Origin of the sequence: Streptomyces noursei (assembly GCF_016917755.1) — a bacterium.
GTDB lineage: Bacteria > Actinomycetota > Actinomycetes > Streptomycetales > Streptomycetaceae > Streptomyces > Streptomyces yunnanensis.
The window spans coordinates 5,992,483-6,012,230 of record NZ_CP070326.1 but is presented as its reverse complement, the minus strand read 5'-3'; the positions used below and the strand labels follow the sequence as shown (position 1 = coordinate 6,012,230).

At 71.3% G+C, this 19,748-nt stretch carries 19 protein-coding genes; 9 read left to right on the top strand and 10 right to left on the bottom strand.

The features are described 5' to 3' along the window. Positions 1–85 precede the first annotated feature (85 nt). Complete coding sequence (locus JNO44_RS26605; RefSeq protein ID WP_205366395.1) at positions 86–766, bottom strand: TetR/AcrR family transcriptional regulator C-terminal domain-containing protein; 681 nt, start codon at positions 764–766, stop codon at positions 86–88. Between the two features lie 38 nt (positions 767–804). Between JNO44_RS26605 and JNO44_RS26600 the strand changes: the two genes are divergently transcribed. Next, entirely contained in the window at positions 805–2,403 is a 1,599-nt protein-coding gene (locus tag JNO44_RS26600) for an FAD-dependent monooxygenase (protein WP_205370584.1), read from the top strand. A gap of 232 nt (positions 2,404–2,635) precedes the next feature. Here the strand turns inward: JNO44_RS26600 and JNO44_RS26595 are convergent, their stop codons facing one another. After that, the gene (locus JNO44_RS26595) at positions 2,636–2,995 is read right to left on the bottom strand and encodes a hypothetical protein (protein ID WP_205366394.1); all 360 of its coding nucleotides are present in this window, start codon (positions 2,993–2,995) and stop codon (positions 2,636–2,638) included. Between the two features lie 506 nt (positions 2,996–3,501). On the opposite strand from JNO44_RS26595, the gene JNO44_RS26590 reads away from it, so the two are divergent. Further along, positions 3,502–4,224: a GntR family transcriptional regulator gene (locus JNO44_RS26590; protein WP_205366393.1), complete on the top strand. Its 723-nt coding sequence runs from the start codon at positions 3,502–3,504 to the stop codon at positions 4,222–4,224. Positions 4,225–4,391: 167 nt separating this feature from the next. Here JNO44_RS26590 and JNO44_RS26585 read toward each other — a convergent pair whose 3' ends face one another. Together JNO44_RS26585 and JNO44_RS26580 are read right to left on the bottom strand one after the other, a co-directional pair. Further along, positions 4,392–5,819, bottom strand: coding sequence for a GntT/GntP/DsdX family permease (locus JNO44_RS26585; RefSeq protein ID WP_205366392.1), 1,428 nt, complete (start codon positions 5,817–5,819; stop codon positions 4,392–4,394). Positions 5,820–5,933: 114 nt separating this feature from the next. Further along, positions 5,934–6,449, bottom strand: coding sequence for a gluconokinase (locus JNO44_RS26580; protein ID WP_039633440.1), 516 nt, complete (start codon positions 6,447–6,449; stop codon positions 5,934–5,936). 190 nt (positions 6,450–6,639) lie between these two features. On the opposite strand from JNO44_RS26580, the gene JNO44_RS26575 reads away from it, so the two are divergent. Next, positions 6,640–7,350, top strand: coding sequence for a FadR/GntR family transcriptional regulator (locus tag JNO44_RS26575; RefSeq protein ID WP_205366391.1), 711 nt, complete (start codon positions 6,640–6,642; stop codon positions 7,348–7,350). Between the two features lie 39 nt (positions 7,351–7,389). Here JNO44_RS26575 and JNO44_RS26570 read toward each other — a convergent pair whose 3' ends face one another. The 5 genes from JNO44_RS26570 to JNO44_RS26550 all read right to left on the bottom strand — a co-directional run bounded on the left by JNO44_RS26570 (position 7,390) and on the right by JNO44_RS26550 (position 13,677). Continuing rightward, positions 7,390–7,602 carry a hypothetical protein gene (locus JNO44_RS26570; protein WP_205366390.1) on the bottom strand — a complete coding sequence of 71 codons (213 nt, stop codon included), beginning with the start codon at positions 7,600–7,602 and terminating at the stop codon, positions 7,390–7,392. 68 nt (positions 7,603–7,670) lie between these two features. Continuing rightward, positions 7,671–9,251 (bottom strand): acyl-CoA mutase large subunit family protein, encoded by a 1,581-nt coding sequence (locus tag JNO44_RS26565; RefSeq protein WP_205366389.1) that lies wholly within the window; start codon positions 9,249–9,251, stop codon positions 7,671–7,673. Between the two features lie 425 nt (positions 9,252–9,676). Beyond that, complete coding sequence (locus tag JNO44_RS26560; RefSeq protein WP_205366388.1) at positions 9,677–10,720, bottom strand: hypothetical protein; 1,044 nt, start codon at positions 10,718–10,720, stop codon at positions 9,677–9,679. Then, positions 10,720–11,454: an RNA polymerase sigma factor gene (locus tag JNO44_RS26555; RefSeq protein ID WP_205366387.1), complete on the bottom strand. Its 735-nt coding sequence runs from the start codon at positions 11,452–11,454 to the stop codon at positions 10,720–10,722. Before JNO44_RS26555 ends, JNO44_RS26560 begins: the two co-directional genes overlap by 1 nt. A 522-nt stretch (positions 11,455–11,976) precedes the next feature. After that, on the bottom strand, positions 11,977–13,677 hold the full coding sequence (locus JNO44_RS26550) for a beta-N-acetylhexosaminidase (RefSeq protein WP_205366386.1): 1,701 nt from the start codon (positions 13,675–13,677) through the stop codon (positions 11,977–11,979). Between the two features lie 211 nt (positions 13,678–13,888). Between JNO44_RS26550 and JNO44_RS26545 the strand changes: the two genes are divergently transcribed. The 5 genes from JNO44_RS26545 to JNO44_RS26525 all read left to right on the top strand — a co-directional run bounded on the left by JNO44_RS26545 (position 13,889) and on the right by JNO44_RS26525 (position 18,243). Next, positions 13,889–14,650, top strand: a complete 762-nt coding sequence (locus JNO44_RS26545; protein WP_420882756.1) for a 2-oxo-4-hydroxy-4-carboxy-5-ureidoimidazoline decarboxylase — start codon at positions 13,889–13,891, stop codon at positions 14,648–14,650. Positions 14,651–14,832: 182 nt separating this feature from the next. Further along, positions 14,833–15,213: a succinate dehydrogenase, cytochrome b556 subunit gene (gene sdhC / locus JNO44_RS26540; protein WP_016574684.1), complete on the top strand. Its 381-nt coding sequence runs from the start codon at positions 14,833–14,835 to the stop codon at positions 15,211–15,213. Positions 15,214–15,219: 6 nt separating this feature from the next. Continuing rightward, positions 15,220–15,684, top strand: a complete 465-nt coding sequence (locus JNO44_RS26535) for a succinate dehydrogenase hydrophobic membrane anchor subunit (protein ID WP_039633456.1) — start codon at positions 15,220–15,222, stop codon at positions 15,682–15,684. Between the two features lie 31 nt (positions 15,685–15,715). Beyond that, positions 15,716–17,470, top strand: coding sequence for a succinate dehydrogenase flavoprotein subunit (gene sdhA / locus JNO44_RS26530; RefSeq protein WP_205366385.1), 1,755 nt, complete (start codon positions 15,716–15,718; stop codon positions 17,468–17,470). After that, complete coding sequence (locus JNO44_RS26525; RefSeq protein ID WP_205366384.1) at positions 17,470–18,243, top strand: succinate dehydrogenase iron-sulfur subunit; 774 nt, start codon at positions 17,470–17,472, stop codon at positions 18,241–18,243. Before sdhA ends, JNO44_RS26525 begins: the two co-directional genes overlap by 1 nt. Positions 18,244–18,397: 154 nt before the next feature. Here the strand turns inward: JNO44_RS26525 and JNO44_RS26520 are convergent, their stop codons facing one another. After that, positions 18,398–18,835, bottom strand: a complete 438-nt coding sequence (locus tag JNO44_RS26520; protein WP_205366383.1) for a MerR family transcriptional regulator — start codon at positions 18,833–18,835, stop codon at positions 18,398–18,400. 76 nt (positions 18,836–18,911) lie between these two features. Between JNO44_RS26520 and JNO44_RS26515 the strand changes: the two genes are divergently transcribed. Beyond that, positions 18,912–19,733 carry an alpha/beta fold hydrolase gene (locus JNO44_RS26515; protein ID WP_205366382.1) on the top strand — a complete coding sequence of 274 codons (822 nt, stop codon included), beginning with the start codon at positions 18,912–18,914 and terminating at the stop codon, positions 19,731–19,733. The last annotated feature ends 15 nt before the right edge of the window (positions 19,734–19,748 follow it).

The window sequence follows — 19,748 nt, the reverse complement described above, 5'->3', positions numbered from 1 at the left end:
GGTGGCCCGGCCCGCCGACCCGCCCCGCGTGGCGCACCCGCGTAGCGCACCCGCGCCTTCGCGCTCCCCCTCCGGGCGCGGACCCTCAACTCCCCAGTCGCTTGAGGTGGTTGGCCTCGATGCCGGCCACGATGATCTGCAGCCCGGCCTCGAACGCCTCCTCGACGTCGCCGAAGAGCGTCCGCCCGGCCTGCGCGGCGAGCGGGTACGTCCCGCCCAGCCGGCGCTCGCGGTCGTCTTGGTCGTAGGACGGATCGCGGACTTCCGGGTGCTCGGGGTCGGGGTGCACCGACTGCTCCTCGATGACCAGCCCGACCGTGTAGTTGTACGCGGTCCACCAGGCGCGGGACGCCTCGGGCAGGGTGTAGCCGGCCGCGACGAAGTGGCTGAGGAAGAGCTCCAGTGGGGCCGCGAAGGTGTCGTCCGTCATCCGGGTGCCGCTGACGACCTTGCCGCCGTCGCGGTAGCGGAGCAGTTCGCGGCGGAGCACGACACAGGTCTGGTAGACCATCTCCCGCCAGGTCGGCCACCGGCCGTCCGCCCCGGGCCCGCCCTCCGGCATGGTGGCCCGGAACAGCCGCCGGAAGATCTCGGTGGCCATCTCGTCCAGCAGCTCCTGCTTGTTCTTGAAGTGCCAGTAGAGCGCTGGGGCCTGGACGTCGAGCTCCTTGGCGATCCGCCGCAGGGTCAGCCCGTCCAGCCCGCTGTCGTTCAGCAGCCGCAGGGCGGTCTCCACCACCACGTTCCGGTCGATACGCGAAACCATGTTGACAACTTAACACTGTTAAGTACAGCCTCATGAGCATGGCACTTAACAGCGTTAAGGAAACCGTCGCCAGCACCGCCACGGACGCCTTCGAGGCCACCGCCCCGGACACCACCGCGCCCCCCGTCGAGGTCCTGATCTCCGGCGCCGGCCCGACCGGCCTCGCGCTCGGCATCGACCTCGCCCGCCGGGGCGTGACCGCCCTGGTGGTCGAGCGCCAACCCACCCTCTCTCGCGGCGCCCGCGGCACCGGCATGCAGCCGCGCACCCAGGAGGTCTACGACGACCTCGGCGTGCTCCCCGCCGCGCGGGCCGCCGGCGGCCTCTACCCGCCCATGGCCCTGTGGGAGGACGGCCGGATCGCCCACACCCACCAGATGATCGTGCGGGTCGCCCCGACCCCGTCCACGCCCTACTCCGACGCCCTGATGCTCCCCCAGTGGCGCAACGTCGAGCTGCTCCACGACCGCCTCCGGGAACTGGGCGGCAGCGTCCACCTGTCCACCGAACTCACCGGGTTCACCCAGGACACGGACGGCGTCATCGCCCGTCTCACCGGCCCCGACGGCGACGTCCGCACCGTCCGCGCCCGCTACCTCGTCGCCTGCGACGGCGGCGGCAGCACCATCCGCAAGCAGCTCGCCGTCCCGATGAGCGGCCCCGAACTCGCCCCCGGCCACGCCGTACTCGCCGACGTCCGCCTCGACGGCCTCGACCGGGACCACTGGCACCGCTGGCAGCTGTCGAGCGGCGGCTTCCTCACCCTCCTCCCGCTGGCCGGCACCGACGCCTTCCAGATGCTCGCCGCCGCGGCCTCCGACGAGCCGGACACCTCCGCCGACGCGATCCGCGACCTGATCGCCGAGCACACCCACCTCACCCGCGACCACGTCCGCGAGGTGCTGTGGACCTCGCTCTACCGCCCCAAGGCGGGCATGGCCGACGCCTACCGGCACGGCAGGGTCTTCTTGGCCGGCGACGCCGCGCACATCCACTCCCCGGCCGGCGGCCAGGGAATGAACACCAGCGTCCAGGACGGCTACAACCTCGGCTGGAAGCTCGGCCAGGTGCTCCGGCACGGCGCCCCCGACACCCTCCTGGACACCTACGAGACCGAGCGCCGCCCGATCGCCGCCCGCATCCTGGAGACCAGCACCCGCCTGCACCGCTCCGGCAGCCTCCACCGCGGCCGCAACCTGCACCAGCTCGACGTCGGCTATCCGGACAGCCCGCTCTCCCGCGAGCTGCGCACCGACCTCCCGGACGGCGCCCTGACCGCCGGCGACCGCGCCCCCGACGCGCCCTGCACCACCGCCGACGGCGCCCCCACCCACCTCTTCGACGTCTTCCGCGGCCCCCACTTCACCGTGCTCGCCCTCGACGCCCCGGACCTCGACCCCACCCCCCTGACCAGGGCCGCCGGCGCCACCCCCGTCCGTACCGTCCACACCGCCGGCCCCGCCCCCGACCTCCTCGACCCCGACGGCCACCTGCACGCCGCCTACGGCACCACCCCGACCGTCTTCCTCATCCGCCCCGACGGCTATGTGGCGGTGGCGGCCCCACCTAAGACCGCGGAAGCCGCGATCACGGAGGCGCTGACAACGCACTTCGGCGCGGCCCCGGTCGCGGTCTGACGAACCGCCCCGGACTACGCCTCCCGTGGCGCCAGTTGGGCCCCACCCTCCCTTCAGTGCCGAGGCAGGGCGGGGCCGGTTTCCCTCACCGCGCGGACGGAGCCGGCGCGGCATCCCTCAAGGGAGCGCCCGGGACGCTCCCCGCGGGACGGACCGGGGCCGTGAGCCGAACCTGTCGGCTCGAACGGGACACGCGCTGTCCCCGCTCACGGCCATTCCGGTCGGGGGAAGCTCACGCGAGCGGGGCACGGTCCCCACCGCCTGCGCCGTCGGCAGCGGGATCGTCGTCCTCGACGGAGTCGTCGGTCAGGAGAAGCAACCGAGCGCCCCGACTCTCCGCCACCCGCCGTACCTTCGCCAAGGTGTCGTTCAAATCGATTGCCAGCAGGTGAAGTTCACCCGGGGTCCACGACCGGCCGTCGAGGATGCGGCCGGCTTCCTCGATGAGCCCGGCGGCCGAGCACATCTGCGCAGCCTCCACTTTGTCGGCGAGACGGGAGATATACCCGCTCCCATTGCCGCCGAGGAGGTAACACGGCTTCCCGTCGGAGCTGGTCCACGGCAGCAGCCGAGCGGCGTCCATGGGGTTCATCGTGTGGTCGCCTCCACGGCGTGAAACCAGCGGGGCTGGCCCGCGGCGCCGCCGGGCACTGGCAACCACGGGATCCGCCGATGCCCACGCTGCCCGACGGGCACGAGGGGAACCACACATGCCGGAGCATCCTGGCGCCGCGCGGCGGGCAGCGGACCGGCCCACCGATGACGCCCCCTCGCGGGAAACATCAGCCGCAGCAATGGGATCAGGGACCCCGCGATAGCTTTGGTCATGTCGTCAACTCCTTGCTGGTTGATGGCCATGCCCCCGGACCGGTCGGACGGTCGCGGGGGTCCTGCATGTGGCCCGTCATGTCTTCGGAAAGCGTCTTCAGGCACGCTCGATGCCGGCGCCTCGGCCCGGTCATGGCGGTGCCCTCGTCCGCTGCTCCGGGCGAGTGAACTAGTTCAGTATCGGAGTGGCCGAAGCACTTCCGCTACGGTTTCCGGTGCCCTAGTGTGCTGAGCTACTTCGGTCCTCAACTCGCTTGGGAGGCAAGGGAAATGGCCGGATCGAAAACATTCACGAAGATCGCGGATCACTTCCGGGAGCGGATCCTGTCGGGTGATCTGGAGCCGGGGACGAAGCTGCCCACGAACCGGGAGATCTCGGGGCAGTGGCAGGTCGCCGCTGCCACGGTCTCCCGTGCCCTCCAAGCGCTCCAGGTTGAGGGGTACATCCGGACCACTCCACGGGGTACGTACGTCGCCGACGACCCGGCCTGGACGCTTTCGGCACGCGACCGGCTCGCCCGGGTGCAGCGCGTGAAGTCGTTCCTCGCTGACGGCGAGACGAGCCGGGTCACGGCCGCCGAGCTCATCGCCCCTCCCCTGTACGTCGCCGAGATCTTCGACCTGGATACGGGAGATCAGGTGGTGCGCCGGGAATGGCTGGCAGGTCGGGGCAAGACCCGGACGGTGTTCGCGGTGACGTGGTATCCGGCGCCGTTCGCCGCTCTCGTGCCCGACCTGCTGAACACCGCACCAGAACGTAATCACGGCTTGTCGGCAAAGGTACTGGAGACCACGGGACGCACCGTCACGCACGCCAGGGACGACATGCACGCACGGGCTGCGGACGCGCGCGAGGCCAGCGCCCTGGGCCTCCCCGTGGGCTCTCCGGTCCTGGCGGGTGCGCACCGCTGGTCGGACGCCGATGGCGTCATCGAGTACGGGGAATGGTGCCTGCCACCCCGGTTCACGATCGGGTACGAGTACCAATCCTGAAGACTGTCGGGGCCGACACTGCCTCCTCAGCATCACCCGTGCAACACGGCCGCAACTCCGCCTGAAACAGGAGCCGTTGAGGAGGACGGAACGACAATGGCCCCCGCCGACCGCAAGTCGAGGCAGTCGGCGAGGGCCCGTCCACGTATCGACCCGTCGCGTCGCCGCTACACCACCAGCGACAGCAACAACACCCCCACGATCCCGACGACCGAGATCAGTGTCTCCATCACCGACCAGGTCTTCAGGGTCTGGCCGACGTCCATGCCGAAGTACTCCTTGACCATCCAGAAGCCGGCGTCGTTGACGTGGCTGAAGAAGAGGGAGCCGGCGCCGATGGCGAGGACGAGGAGGGCGGCGTGGGTGGTGCTCATCTCCGCGGCGAGCGGGGCGACCAGGCCGGCCGCGGAGATGGTGGCGACCGTGGCGGAGCCGGTGGCGAGGCGGATGGCGACCGCGATCAGCCAGGCCAGCAGCAGCGCGGAGATGTTCCAGTGCCGGGAGATCTCCAGGATCATCTGGCCGATGCCGGAATCCACCAGCGTCTGCTTGAAGCCGCCGCCCGCGCCGACGATCAGCAGCACCCCGGCGATCGGGCCGAGCGAGGACTCGACGGTGGAGGCGATCCGGCCGCGGGTGAAGCCGGCCGCCCGGCCCAGCGTGAACATCGCGACGACGACGGCGGTGAGCAGCGCGATCAGCGGCGAGCCGACGACGTCGAAGACCCGCTGGAGGGAGTCCTTGGGGTCGTCCACGAGGACGTCCACCAGGGCCTTGGCCAGCATCATCACCACCGGCAGCAGCACGGTGGCGACGGTGACCCCGAAGCCGGGGCGCGTCTCCGGCTCGTCGGAGGCGTGCTGCGCCCGGGGGTCCGGGGTCTTCCCGGAGGAGAGCAGCATCATCTCCGGCGGGGCGATGTCGACCCAGCGGGCCGCGTAACGGGAGAAGAGCGGGCCGGCGATGATCGCCGTGGGTATGGCGATGACGACGCCCAGCGCCAGCGTGACCCCGAGGTTGGCCTTGACCGCGTCGATCGCGGCCAGTGGCCCGGGGTGCGGGGGGATCAGCCCGTGCATCACGGACAGTCCGGCCAGTGCCGGGATGCCGATGCGCATGAGGGAGAAGTTGCCGCGCTTGGCGACGAGGAGCACCACGGGAATCAGCAGCACGATGCCGACCTCGAAGAAGATCGGCAGTCCGACGATCCCGGCGATCAGCACCATCGCCCAGGGCATCGCCCGCTGTCCGGCCTTCGCCAGGATCGTGTCCACGATCCGGTCCGCGCCGCCGGAGTCGGCGAGCAGCTTGCCCAGGACGGCGCCCAGCGCGATCAGCACGCCGGTGCCCGCGACCGTCGTGCCCAGCCCCTTGGAGAAGCTGGCGATGGCCCCATCGAGCGGGGCGCCGGCCACCGCGCCGAGCACCAGCGAGCCGATGATCAACGACAGGAAGGCGTGCAGCTTGAACTTGGTGATCAGCAGGACGATGACGGCGATACCCGCCAGGACGGCGATGCCCAGCTGTGCGTGACCGGCCGAGGTGATGGGCGCGGTCGCGTCCGCTGCGAGCATCTCGACGCTGAGATGTGGCACGGCGATTCCCTTGGTTGGAGAGGGGAGATCCCTTGGTTGGAGGGGGAGGGTGGCCGGGCCCCGTGGGGGAGACGGGGCCCGGCCGGCCCGGGTCCGGCCGGCGCGTTGGGGGGTTTACGCGGCCGGAGCCGGGCGGCGCAGGGCGCTGACGGCCCGGTCGGCGATCTGCTCCGGGGTGCCGGAGACATCGACGGCCACGCCCGCCTCGTCCGCTCCGAGGGGTTCGAGCGTGGCGAACTGGGAGTCCAGCAGCGCGGTGGGCATGAAGTGGCCCTTGCGTTCGGCCATCCGCGCCTCGATGAGCGCGCGGTCGCCGGCGAGGTGGAGGAAGGCCACGCCCGGCGCGGCGGCCCGCAGCCGGTCGCGGTAGGCGCGCTTGAGCGCGGAGCAGCTGACCACGCCGCCGTGGCCGGCGCGGCCGTGCGCCCAGGAGCCGATGGCGTCGAGCCAGGGGCCGCGGTCGGCGTCGTCCAGGGGGATGCCGGCGGACATCTTGGCGATGTTGGCCGGCGGGTGGAAGTCGTCGCCCTCGGCGTAGGGGACGTCCAGCGCGTCGGCCACCAGGGGACCGATCGTCGTCTTGCCGGTCCCGGCCACACCCATCACGACGATGACGTCGGCGCTGCCCATCCCGATTACCTCGATACCTCGTATGCAGGACATTGCGTACCAGGCCGCCGATATCGGCGCTATCGGTACGACGCTGTCCTCTTCGACCTCGTGCGCCCCCACTGAAACTCATTAGGTACGACGTATTCAAGCCCCTGTGACGCAAACGTCATACTTAATTGGTCGAGAGGCGGGATCGTAGGCTTGGCCCATGGAAGCGACCGGGAACGGGGAGAAGGGGCTGCACGCCCGCGTGCTGGAGTCCCTGGGGCCCGCGATCACCGCGGGCGACCACCCTCCGGGCACGGTCCTGCGCACCGATGAGCTGGCCGAGCGGTTCGACGTCTCGCGCACGGTGATCCGCGAGGCGATCCGGGTCCTGGAGTCCATGCACCTGGTCACCTCCCGGCGCCGGGTCGGGGTGACCGTCCGCCCGACCGAGGAGTGGAACGTCTACGACCCGCGGGTGATCGGCTGGCGGCTGGCCGGCCGGGACCGCCCCCGGCAGCTGCGGTCGCTGACCGTGCTGCGCTCGGCCGTCGAGCCGGTGGCGGCCGGTCTCGCCGCCCGCCACGCCACCCCCGCCCAGTGCGCCGAGCTCACCGAGCACGCCATGGGCATGGTGGCCACCTCCCGTGGCCAGCAGCTCGACGCGTACCTCGTCCACGACATGGCGTTCCACCGGGTGGTGCTGACCTCCTCCGGCAACGAGATGTTCGCCCGGCTCGCGGAGGTCGTCGCGGCCGTCCTCACCGGCCGCACCCAGCACCATGTGATGTTCACCGACCCCGACCCGGCCGCGGTCACCCTGCACGTCCAGGTCGCCGAGGCGATCCGCACCGGCGACGCGACCCGCGCGGAGGCCCTCACCCGGGAGATCACCACCGGCGCGATGGCCGAACTGGACGTGCTGGCGCCGTAGTCGACGCCGTCCCGGCACCCCGCGCGCCGGGACGCGGCGTCAGAACAGCGGCTGCTGGCCGGGCATCGGCGGCTCCTCAGGGTCGAAGAGCATCGAAGCGGGCGCCATCATCGGCGCGGTCCGCCGCGATCCCGGGCAGGAGATCAGCTCGATCCCGGTCCGCCGCCCCGGCGGGTCGTGGCGGGCGTACCGGCCGCCGACCACGGCGATCTCTCGGGTGCAGACGGGGCAGCGACGGCGGGGTGCGGACATGCCTCCAGTGTGGCGGACGCGTTCCGGGCGCCTCACCCGGGACCCGGCACCCCTCACCCGGAACGGCCTCAGAACGCGTCCGTCGGCACATACGTCCCCCACACCTCGCGCAGCGCGTCGGACACCTCGCCCAGCGTGGCCCGGGAGCGCAGCGCCTCCCGCATCGGGTAGAGCACGTTGTCCGGCCCCTCGGCGGCCTTGCGCAGCGCGCCGAGGGCCGCGGTGACCGCGCGGCCGTTGCGGCGGGCGCGCAGCCGAGCCAGCCGCTCGGCCTGCTGCGCCTCGATGGCGGGGTCCACCCGCAGCGGCTCGTAGGGCTCCTCCTCCTCGGTCCGGAAGCGGTTGACGCCGACCACCACCCGCGCGCCGGCGTCGGTCTCCCGCGCGATCCGGTAGGCGTTACGCTCGATCTCGTCCTTCTGGAAGCCCCGTTCGATGGCGGCGACCGCACCGCCCATGTCCTCCACCCGCCCCATCAGCGCCCGCGCGGCGTCCTCGACGGCGTCCGTCAGCGACTCCACGGCGTACGAACCGGCGAACGGATCGACGGTGGCGGTGACGTCCGTCTCGTGCGCCAGCACCTGCTGTGTGCGCAGGGCGAGCCGGGCCGCCTTCTCGGTCGGCAGCGCGATCGCCTCGTCGAAGGAGTTGGTGTGCAGCGACTGGGTCCCGCCGAGCACCGCGGCCAGCGCCTGCACGGTGACCCGGGCGAGGTTCACCTCCGGCTGCTGGGCGGTCAGCGCCACCCCCGCGGTCTGGGTGTGGAAGCGCAGCATCTGCGACTTGGGGTTCCGCGCCCCGAACTCGTCCCGCATCACCCGCGCCCAGATCCGCCGCGCGGCCCGGAACTTGGCGACCTCCTCCAGCAGCGTCGTACGGGCGACGAAGAAGAACGACAGCCGGGGCGCGAAGTCGTCGACGTCCATGCCGGCGGCGAGCGCGGTGCGGACGTAGGCGATGCCGTTGGCCAGGGTGAAGGCGATCTCCTGGGCGGGCGAGGCGCCGGCCTCCGCCATGTGGTAGCCGGAGATGGAGATGGTGTTCCAGCGGGGGATCTCGGCCCGGCAGTAGCGGAAGATATCCGCGGTCAGCCGCAGCGACGGCTGCGGCGGGTAGATGTACGTGCCCCGCGCGATGTACTCCTTCAGCACGTCGTTCTGCACCGTGCCGTTGAGCTGATGGCCCTTCACCCCCTGTTCCTCGCCCACGAGTTGGTACATCAGGAGCAGCAGCGCGGCCGGCGCGTTGATGGTCATCGACGTCGAGACCGTCCCCAGCGGGATCCCGCCGAACAGCACCTCCATGTCCTCGACGGAGTCGATCGCCACCCCGACCTTGCCCACCTCGCCCGCCGCGATCGGGGTGTCGGAGTCGTGTCCCATCTGCGTCGGCAGGTCGAACGCGACGGACAGCCCGGTGGTGCCGTGCTCGATCAGCCGCCGGTACCGCGCGTTGGACTCCCGCGCCGTGCCGAACCCGGCGTACTGCCGCATGGTCCAGGCCCGTCCGGTGTACATCGTCGGGTAGACCCCGCGCGTGTACGGGAAGGCGCCCGGCTCGCCCAGCCCGGTGCCTGGATCCCATCCGGCCAGCGCCTCCGGCCCGTACACCGGCTCGATGGGCAGCCCGCTCTCGCTGTACCGCGCCATGTCCGCTACGCCTCCAAACGAGTGAACAGTGCCGGTTTGCACCCATGCACAGCATGCCTGGAGGTTCGCCGCGGCGCAGCGTCGAGAAGGGGGCGGGTCATGCGGGGGGGGTCGGGAGAGGAGGACCGCGACACTGGCAGCACGGGCCGCACCGGCCCCAACTCCCGCACGGGTAAGCCGAAATCCGGGCCCCGACCACCGGAAAGATCTCTCACGGAAGCGACAAGTGGGCAACCCCCACCCCTCGCCACCACATCCGCGAAAGCGGCGCCGGCTTAGGCGCAAGATAGGGCGCGGGCAGGGCCGGGGGAACGTGCCCCGCCCGCGCCATGTGCGCTGAGCCACGGGTACGGGGGGAACCCCGGCTCGTGCGCTGCCGATGACCAGTCGGCTCACTTCTTACTGCGTCACGGCGTCAAAAAACGTCACACCTGACCGGTGGGAAGGGTTCCGGTAGGCGTCGGCACGGCCGTGCCGGGGGGCGGTGCGGGGGTGCTGCTGGCGGGCGGCGCGCTCGGAGTGGGCGAGGCGGAGGGGGAAGAGTCACCCTCCTCGTCGCCGCTGCCGCCGCCGTTGTGGCCGCCGCCGTTGCCGCCGTTCTCGCCGTCGCCACCGCCCCGGCCGCCGCCTCCGCCATCGTTGTCACCCGAGCCGCCGCCCTGCTGGCCGCCGTCGCTGAGGTACTGGCGGCAGAAGGCGTGCACCTTCTCCGCGCCGCCGGCGGTGGCCTCCAGCCGCCGCAGCGTGTCGCGGTCCATGTCGCCGCGCCTGCCGGCCTCGTAGTCCTTGCAGAGGGCCTGCAGCAGCTTGCGCTTCTTGTTCCGGCCGTCTCCGCCGTCCGGCAGCGGCTGGCCGTCGTTGCCGGACGTACCGGCGCCCGGGGTCCGGCCGCCCGGCGCCGGGGCGGTGCCGTGACTGCTGTCGGGGGTGGGGGTGGGACCGGGTACGGTGCTCTGCCCGCCGGGCGGGGTGGCCGGGATCCGGCCGGTCTCGCCGGTGGTGGCGGCGGGCTCCTCGCTCCCGAAGATGCTGGGCGACTCGGCCGCCGAGACGCTGGCCCCGGGCCGGGGCTCGCCGCCGCGGAACGGGGTGGGCAGCACACCGGTGCCGGCGGCGACCGCGATGCCGCCGATCGCGCAGACCGCGAGGGCGACCGCGAAGCCGCGTCTGAAGGGGCGCGCGAGCCCGGTGCGTTCGACGACGTGGTGGGTGCGGGCGGTGCGCATGCCGGGCGCCGTCGCACCGCGGGCGCCGGGACCACCGGGCCGGGCCTGCCGGAAGGCGGCCAGTGCGGCCTCCTCGCCGGGCGCCGCGGCGGTTTCGGGCAGGCCGGAGCCGGCCGCGGCGGCGGCCTTCAGCAGTTGTTCGAGTTCGCGTGCGCCGTCACCGACCTGGGAACCGGCCGGCTCACCACGCAGCAGTCGCTCCGCGGCGTCCTTGTCGAGCCAGCTATACCGGTCGTCGGCCATCACATGTCCTTCTGCGTTCGTGCGGCCGTTTCCGTCACACCTGGTACGTACGATTCCGCCACGCCGTTATGGCGTCTTCGGTCCTGTATGGGCAGCTCTCCCGCCATTCCACCACCCTTGCCGGAACCCGCGGACGGCCCCCCTGGTTCCCCGCCGTCGTCCCCGCTGCCGTCGTCCGTGAGCAGTTCGGCCAGTTTCTTCAGGCCCCGGTGGGCGGCGGTGCGGACCGCGCCCGGCCGCTTGCCCAGGACCTGCGCCGCGCTCTTGGCGTCCAGTCCGACGACCACCCGCAGGGTCACCGCCTCGGCCTGGTCCTGGGGCAGTCGGCCTATCAGCCGGAAGGTGTGGCCGGTGCCCAGCGCCTCCAGCGCCTCGCCCGCGGTGTCGGACGCCGCGGGGGTGTCGGTGAGTTCGGTCTCGTCGCCCCCGATGGCCGGCCGTCGGCCGCGCATCCGGATGTGGTCCAGCGCACGGTTGCGGGCGATCCGGGCGGTCCAGCCGCGGAAGCGGTCCGCATCGCCGCTGAAGCGGACGAGGTCGCGGGTGATCTGGAGCCACGCCTCGGACGCCACGTCCTCGGCGTCCGCCTCGCCCACCAGGGTCCGGACGTACCCGAGCAGCCGGGGGTGTATGGCGCGGTAGACGAGCCGGAACGCGGTCTCGTCACCCTCCTGCGCCGCCTGCACGGCAACCGTCAGCCGTCCGTCGTCCGGCTGAATGTCGTCCCCTCGCACGGGTCCATCCTGTCGCACGCTGAATGTCCGCCGCCCGGTCCTTGCCGCTTTGCGCTGCCGCTGGTTTCTTCGTGTGGTTCGCCGGTCGTCCGGTCCACCGTGGTCGGCGCCCGACCGGTCCGGGTCGCCCCCGCGCCGTCCACCGGCCGTCCGGCCGTTCCTGCTGACCGTAACGGGTCAGACCGGGGTTCCGGCACCCGGGCCACCCCTTGGGGCGGACGACACATTGGTGCGCGGTGCCCGCGCGGGCCTCGAACTCCCCAGTAACCAGCCGTTCTTCCGGTCGCCGGAACGGGCCGACCGGTCCGCCGGCCGGCGCGTTCCGGCACGTTACGGGCCCTGCCGGGCCCACGTCCAGGCCACTGGCCGTGCCGTCGCCCGTACCCCGTGTGACGCTTTCGGGACCGTTGGCGCTGTATCGATTAGGAGCCCGTCACGGGCTCCTACGCGAGCGACGGCCGGGGCCTCTCCTGTGGGGGGTGGCGGCCCCGGCCGTCTCTCGTATCCTTCCCGCCCGGCCGCTCAGAGCCGGTTCACCAGCGCCTTGAAGTCCGGCCAGGACAGCGCGGGGGTGCGCGGGTCCCAGGTCTTCTGCGCCAGCGCCGCGAGCGGCATCCTGATGCCGGCCGCGATCTGCTGCGCGGTCTGCGCCTGCGCACGGTCGTTCCAGATCGCGAACCGCGCCCCGGGGATGCGGTCGGCCCCGGTCAGGCTCGACGGTACGGACACCGGCGAGGTGTGGCGCAGCACCAGCGGGGTCCAGCTCTTGTAGATCCGCTCGCCGGTCGGGTACGTGAAGTTGTTGGGCTCGCCGAGCACGTAGTAGAGGAACTCGTCGTTGAGGTTGAGCACCGTGCGGCCCTCGCGGAGGAACTCGGCGGGGTCGCGGGCGCCGATCTCCTTGCCGGTCCAGTAGGCGACCGTGCGGTTCTTGTCCGCGGCCACCTTGCCGCCGGCGAAGAAGCCGTCGTTCCAGGCTTCGATCCGGGTCTTGCCGGCGGCCTGGACGGTCTTCTGCCGGTCGTTGAGCCAACCGGTCGCCAGGTCCTTGATGGTGGCGCCGGGGCCGTACTTGTCCTGCGCGGCCTTGGCGAGCTGCGGGTAGCGCGCCTCGGGGTCGCTGGACATCAGCGCCTGGTACTCGTCACCGCCCAGGTGCCAGTACGGGCCGGGGAAGAGCTGCGCGTACTCCTTCAGCAGCGAGTCGATGAGCGCGCCGGCCTGGGGCTTGGAGATGTCGATGGCGCCGCGGAGCGGTGTGCCGGAGGCGTTGCGCAGCCGGAGGTCGGGGTAGTGGTCGAGGACGGCGCCGAGGTGGCCGGGCGAGTCGATCTCCGGGATGAGAGTGACGTGCAGGCTCTGCCCGACCTTGATCAGGTGGCGGACCTGATCCTTGGTCAGGTGGTCCGCGGAGACGATGTCGGGGTGGCTGTCGCTCTGGATGCGGAAGCCCTGGTCGTCGGAGAAGTGCAGCTGGAGCTGGTTGAGCTTGAGGTCGGCGAGCTGCCGGATGCGGGCCTCGATCCAGTCCGCGGTGAACGACTTGCGGGCGTTGTCGAGCAACATGCCGCGCTGGGGGCGGTCCGGGCCGTCCTCGATGGTGCCCTCGGGGAGGCCGCCGGCGGTGCGGACGGCCTGCTTGACGGTCCGTGTGCCGTAGAAGACCCCGGCGTCGGTGGGGGCGGTGAGGGTGAGCCGGCCACCGCGGGCGGCGAGGGTGTAGGACTCGTCGACGGTGCCGCCGGCCGCGTTGTCGGGCCCCTTTGCGCCGCCGCTGAGCTTCACCTCGACGTCACCGGGCCGGACGTCCTGGTTCCCCCAGACCACGGCCAGCCCGCCGAGATCTTTGGCCATAAGTTGCGCCTCATCGGCGACGGTGCTCTTCTCGCCGGCCGGTACCACGATCCGGGCGCCCTTGGTCGGTCGCCAGCCGATTCCGTTCGCCGGGCGGAAGTCCCGTACGGCCGGGACGATGTGCGGCGGACCGGTCACCTTGGCCCAGCTGGGAATGGGCGCGGCGGGGCTGGAGGAGCTGGGAGCAGCGCCGGGAGCCTGGGAATCGGCCCCTTGCGCGCAGCCGCCGAGCGCCAGCGCGCCGGCCAGCACCGGGACGGCCAGCAGCGCGCGGCGGGCCTCCGGGCCGGCGGCCCGGAGGGCCGGAGGCGGGTCCTGAGGGGAGGCCGCGGACCGCGGGAAACGCGGCGGCCGCATCGGGTTCGACATCGTGCAATCCTCACTTTTCGGGGCGAAGGCATTGCCAGAGGGGCGGAACAGGTCGTCCACCGAGCGCGCGAGAGCTCTCTCATCCGGGTGAAAATCGCGCATCCGTCGGACAGTGGCCGGCGGGCGTCGTTAGCGTGGCCTCGCCGTCGCTCACTCCGTTCCGGGGCGCGTGGACCGCCGGAAGACCGCCGGGTGCCACCTCATGTGACGTATCACCACACCTGCCTGCACTTCCGTACGTATCAGACTTTTCATCCATTTCGCCCCACGCGTCGCTCGGATTCCGCCAGTCGTCCGCCGCCCATCCACCCTCTCCCTCACCACCACACCCACCGTTCACCTCCGCCGCAGCCACCACACCCATCACACTCGACTGCATCCGCCCGAGGAGCCCACGCTGTCCGGTGACACTCCGGCCGTCCGTCCGACGGCGCGGCCCCAACCGCCCGCTCTGCGGTGCGGCATACCTTGGCAGAACCGGCTCGCCCCGGCTCCGGCGGCCGGCCTCGACCGCTTCCACGCACTCCCCCACCCCCAGGCCGTCGCCACCCTGCTGACCTGCTGCGGCTGCCTCCGCTGGGCCGAACGGCTCGCCGGCCACCGCCCCTACCCGGACCCGGAGTCCCTGCTGGCCGCCGGCGACGAGGCCAGCTACGACCTCACCTCGGCCGAGCAGATCGAGGCACTGGCCCAGGAGGCACCCGCGCCGCTCCCACCGGCCCGCCCCGGACCCGGCACCCTCGCCGCCCACACCGCACTGCGCGCCGCGCACGCCGCGTACGAGCTCCGCTTCCGGCACGCCTTCGTGATCTGCCTGGACGGCTACCGCCCCGACGAGCTGATGGACCAGACCCTGCACGCCATCCGCACCCGCCTGGCACACGAACCGGACGAGGAGCGGTCGGTCGCCGCGGAGGAGTTACGGCGGCTGGCGCGCGCCCGGCTCGCGCGACTCGCGGCCGGATGTCCCTGATGGACGGGTTCGGACTTGTGTGATAGCCCGTTGGTGCCTGTTTGATCACACCTAAGGACCCCCGCGCGAGGAACCGACAACTCGTCGATACGATGACGAGCGGCCGGTGGACCGTACCCGGCCGGGCCCGACCGACAGAGAAGCCGGCGCGGCCCTAGTCCCCGCTCCCGGAGGGTTCTTCCGTGCCGGCTGGAACGCTGTACCGCGGCCGGGAAGGTATGTGGTCCTGGGTGGCTCATCGAGTCACTGGCGTCCTCATCTTCTTCTTCCTGTTCGTACACGTCCTCGACACCGCTCTCGTCCGTGTCTCCCCCGACGCGTACGACAACGTCGTAGCGACTTACAAGACGCCCATCGTCAACGTGATGGAGTACGGCCTGGTGGCCGCCATCCTCTTCCACGCGCTCAATGGCCTGCGGGTCATCGCAGTGGACTTCTGGTCCAAGGGCCCGAAGTACCAGAAGCAGATGCTGTGGACCGTCGTCGGCGTCTGGGTCGTGCTGATGGCAGGTGCCTTCTACCCCGTGCTGCAGCACACCCTGCGCACGCTGTTCGGGAGCTGACGCGTGATGTCTGCTGAATCCACCACCGCCGAGAACGTCGCGCTCTACGACGCGGACAATCCCGCTCCGGTCATCGAGGCGCCGCGCAAGCGCACCGGGAAGACCCCGAAGTCGACCCGCACCAACTTCGAGCTGTACGGCTGGCTGTTCATGCGGCTGTCCGGCATCGTCCTGGTCGTCCTCGTCCTCGGCCACCTGCTGATCCAGCTGGTGCTCGACGGCGGCGTCTCCAAGATCGGCTTCGCCTTCGTGGCCGGCCGCTGGGCCTCGCCCTTCTGGCAGGTCTGGGACCTGCTGATGCTGTGGCTGGCCATGCTGCACGGAGCCAACGGCCTGCGCACCGTCATCAACGACTACGCGCAGCGGGACAACACCCGCTTCTGGCTGAAGATGCTCCTCTACACCGCCACGGTGTTCACCGTCCTTCTGGGCACGCTGGTGATCTTCACCTTCGACCCGAACATCCGCTAGGCCCCGGGCTGAGGGACTGAGGTATCCACCCATGCAGATCCACAAGTACGACACCGTCATCGTCGGCGCCGGCGGCGCCGGCATGCGCGCCGCCATCGAGGCGACGAAGCGCAGCCGCACCGCCGTGCTGACCAAGCTCTACCCGACCCGCTCCCACACCGGTGCCGCCCAGGGCGGCATGGCCGCGGCCCTCGCCAACGTCGAGGAGGACAACTGGGAGTGGCACACCTTCGACACGGTCAAGGGCGGTGACTACCTGGTCGACCAGGACGCCGCCGAGATCCTGGCGAAGGAGGCCATCGACTCGGTCCTCGACCTGGAGAAGATGGGCCTGCCCTTCAACCGCACGCCGGAGGGTCGGATCGACCAGCGCCGGTTCGGCGGTCACTCCCGCAACCACGGCGAGGCCCCGGTCCGCCGGTCCTGCTACGCCGCGGACCGCACCGGCCACATGATCCTCCAGACGCTGTACCAGAACTGCGTCAAGGAGGGTGTGGAGTTCTTCAACGAGTTCTACGTCCTGGACCAGCTGATCACCGAGGTCGACGGCGTCAAGAAGTCGGCCGGTGTGGTCGCCTACGAGCTGGCCACCGGCGAGATCCACGTCTTCCAGGCGAAGTCGGTCATCTACGCCTCCGGCGGCACCGGCAAGTTCTTCAAGGTGACGTCGAACGCCCACACCCTGACCGGTGACGGCCAGGCCGCGTGCTACCGCCGCGGGCTGCCGCTGGAGGACATGGAGTTCTTCCAGTTCCACCCGACCGGCATCTGGCGGATGGGCATCCTGCTGACGGAGGGCGCCCGTGGTGAGGGCGGCATCCTCCGCAACAAGGACGGCGAGCGCTTCATGGAGAAGTACGCGCCGGTCATGAAGGACCTCGCGTCCCGTGACGTCGTCTCCCGCTCCATCTACACGGAGATCCGCGAGGGCCGCGGCTGCGGTCCCGAGGGCGACCACGTCTACCTGGACCTGACCCACCTGCCGCCGGAGCAGCTGGACGCCAAGCTGCCGGACATCACCGAGTTCGCGCGGACCTACCTCGGCATCGAGCCCTACACGGACCCGATCCCGATCCAGCCGACCGCGCACTACGCCATGGGCGGCATCCCGACCAACGTCGAGGGTGAGGTCCTGGCGGACAACACCACCGTCGTGCCGGGCCTGTTCGCCGCCGGCGAGGTCGCCTGCGTCTCCGTGCACGGCGCCAACCGCCTGGGCACCAACTCGCTGCTGGACATCAACGTCTTCGGCCGCCGGGCCGGCATCGCGGCCGCGGAGTACTCGGCCACCGCCGACTTCGTCGAGCTGCCCGAGGACCCGGCGTCGCTGGTCGCCGAGCAGGTCGAGCGGCTGCGCAACTCCACCGGTGGCGAGCGGGTCGCGGAGCTCCGCAAGGAGCTCCAGGAGTGCATGGACGCCAACGTGATGGTGTTCCGCACCGAGCAGACGATCAAGACCGCGGTCGAGAAGATCGCCGAGCTGCGTGAGCGCTACCAGAACGTGGCGATCCAGGACAAGGGCAAGCGCTTCAACACCGACCTGCTGGAGGCCATCGAGCTGGGCAACCTGCTCGACCTGGCCGAGGTCATGGCGGTGTCCGCGCTGGCCCGCAAGGAGTCCCGCGGCGGTCACTACCGCGAGGACTACCCCAACCGCGACGACGTCAACTTCATGCGGCACACCATGGCGTACCGCGAGGTGGGCGCCGACGGCTCCGAGTCGATCCGGCTCGACTACAAGCCGGTCGTGCAGACCCGCTACCAGCCGATGGAGCGTAAGTACTGATGAGCACCCCGACCATCGACAAGCACTCCGCGGCCCTGGACGCGGCCGAGAACGACGCCGCGCACCTGATCAGCGTCACCTTCCGGATCCGCCGGTTCAACCCGGAGGTCTCCGAGGAGGCCAGCTGGCAGGACTTCCAGCTGGAGATCGACCCCAAGGAGCGCGTCCTGGACGCCCTCCACAAGATCAAGTGGGACCAGGACGGTTCGCTGACCTTCCGCCGCTCCTGCGCCCACGGCATCTGCGGTTCGGACGCCATGCGGATCAACGGTCGCAACCGGCTGGCCTGCAAGACGCTGATCAAGGACATCAACCCCGAGAAGCCGATCACCGTCGAGGCCATCAAGGGCCTGACGGTGCTGAAGGACCTTGTCGTCGACATGGAGCCCTTCTTCCAGGCGTACCGGGACGTGATGCCGTTCCTGATCACCACCGGCAACGAGCCGACCCGCGAGCGCCTGCAGTCCTCCGAGGACCGCGAGCGCTTCGACGACACCACCAAGTGCATCCTGTGCGCGGCCTGCACCAGCTCGTGCCCCGTGTTCTGGAACGACGGCCAGTACTTCGGCCCGGCGGCGATCGTCAACGCGCACCGCTTCATCTTCGACTCGCGTGACGAGGGCGGCGAGCAGCGGCTGGAGATCCTCAACGACAAGGACGGCGTCTGGCGCTGCCGGACGACCTTCAACTGCACGGACGCCTGCCCGCGCGGTATCGAGGTCACCAAGGCGATCCAGGAGGTCAAGCGGGCCCTGATCACCCGGCGGTTCTGAGCGCCCGCCTCTTTGCGCCTAAGCCGGCGCCGCTCTCGCGGAGTTGGTTGCTCGCCGTACGGGTGCCTCAATTGAGGGTTGCCGTACCGGTGGGCATGGGCCCCGCCTCCTCCTACGGAGGCGGGGCCTTCGTCGTTCTCGCGCCCGGCGCCGGTCAGTCCGACCGCAGGGCCATCGCGGCCAGTGCCTCGTCCTGGGCGCGTCGTTCCCGCATGACCTGGGCATAGGTCCCCAGGGCCGCCCGGCGCCGCTGCAACTCGGCGATTTCGGCGTCGAGTCGGGCCATCTGCTGCTCCACCACGCCGCACGAGAAGCTGCACGACATCAGGCCCGGCCCGCCCTGGGCGCAGGGCAGCAGGTCGCGGATGGAGTCGGTGTTCAGACCCGTGGCGAGCAGTTCGCGGATGCGGGCGACGGCCTCGACGGCGTCCGGGTCGTAGGTGCGGTAGCCGTTCGCGTCGCGTCCGGCGCAGAGCAGGCCGCGCTGCTCGTAGTAGCGCAGGACCCGGGTGCTGACGCCGGCGCGACGGGCCAGTTCGCCGATCCGCATCGGGCCCGTCGGCCGCGGATCCGTCCCCGTGCCGTCCGCCATGTGACGCCCCTCTCCCCCGCTTCTTCCCGGTGTCGGCTTGACCTTGACACCGGTGTCAAAGGGCAACCTCTTGGGCATGACGCAGATTCCCGTAGCGCAGACCCCGTCCGTTTCCCTTCCTCGGCTCTCCACCACCGTCGCCGGCCCGGCCGACGGCCCCGGCATCCTGCTGGCGCACGGCGCGACCGGCAGCGTCCGGGACAACTACGGCACGCTGATCCCGGCCCTGACCGCCACCGGCCACCGGGTGGTGGCACCGGACTACCCCGGTTCGGGGGAAACCCCGCGCGCCGCCGGCCCGTTGGAGCTGGACGCACTGGCCGACGCGGTGGTCGCCGAGGCGGTCGCGGCCGGACTGGAGACCTTCACCGTGATCGGCTTCTCGATGGGCACCGCGGTGTCCGTGCGGGCCGCGGCCCGCCATCCGGAGCGGGTGCGGGGGGTGGTCCTGACCGCCGGGCTGGCCAAGGCGGACACCCGCGCCCAGGTCTGGCTGGACCTGTGGCTGCGGCTCCTGGAGCGCGGCGACTACCAGGGCTTCGCCCAGGCGCGGGCGCTCAGCGGGGTGGCGCCGGAACACCTCAACACGCTGCCGCCGGCCGAGCTGGCCGCCGTGCTGGACCCGGACCCGACGCTGCCGCCGGCCGGTTCGGCCGAGCAGGCGGCCCTGGTCAAGGTCCTGGACACCACCGCCGACCTGCCGGGCATCACGGTCCCGACCCTGGTCATCGCCACCACCCGGGACGCACTGCTGGACCCGGCCAACTCCCGCTACCTGGCCGACCACATCCCGGGCGCGGAGTACGTCGAGATCGCCACCGGGCATCTGCCGATGGTCGAGCGGAACGCGGAGTGGCTGGCGTTGATCGGGGACTTCCTGGCCGCGCGGGGCCTGTGACCGGCCGCGGGCCGC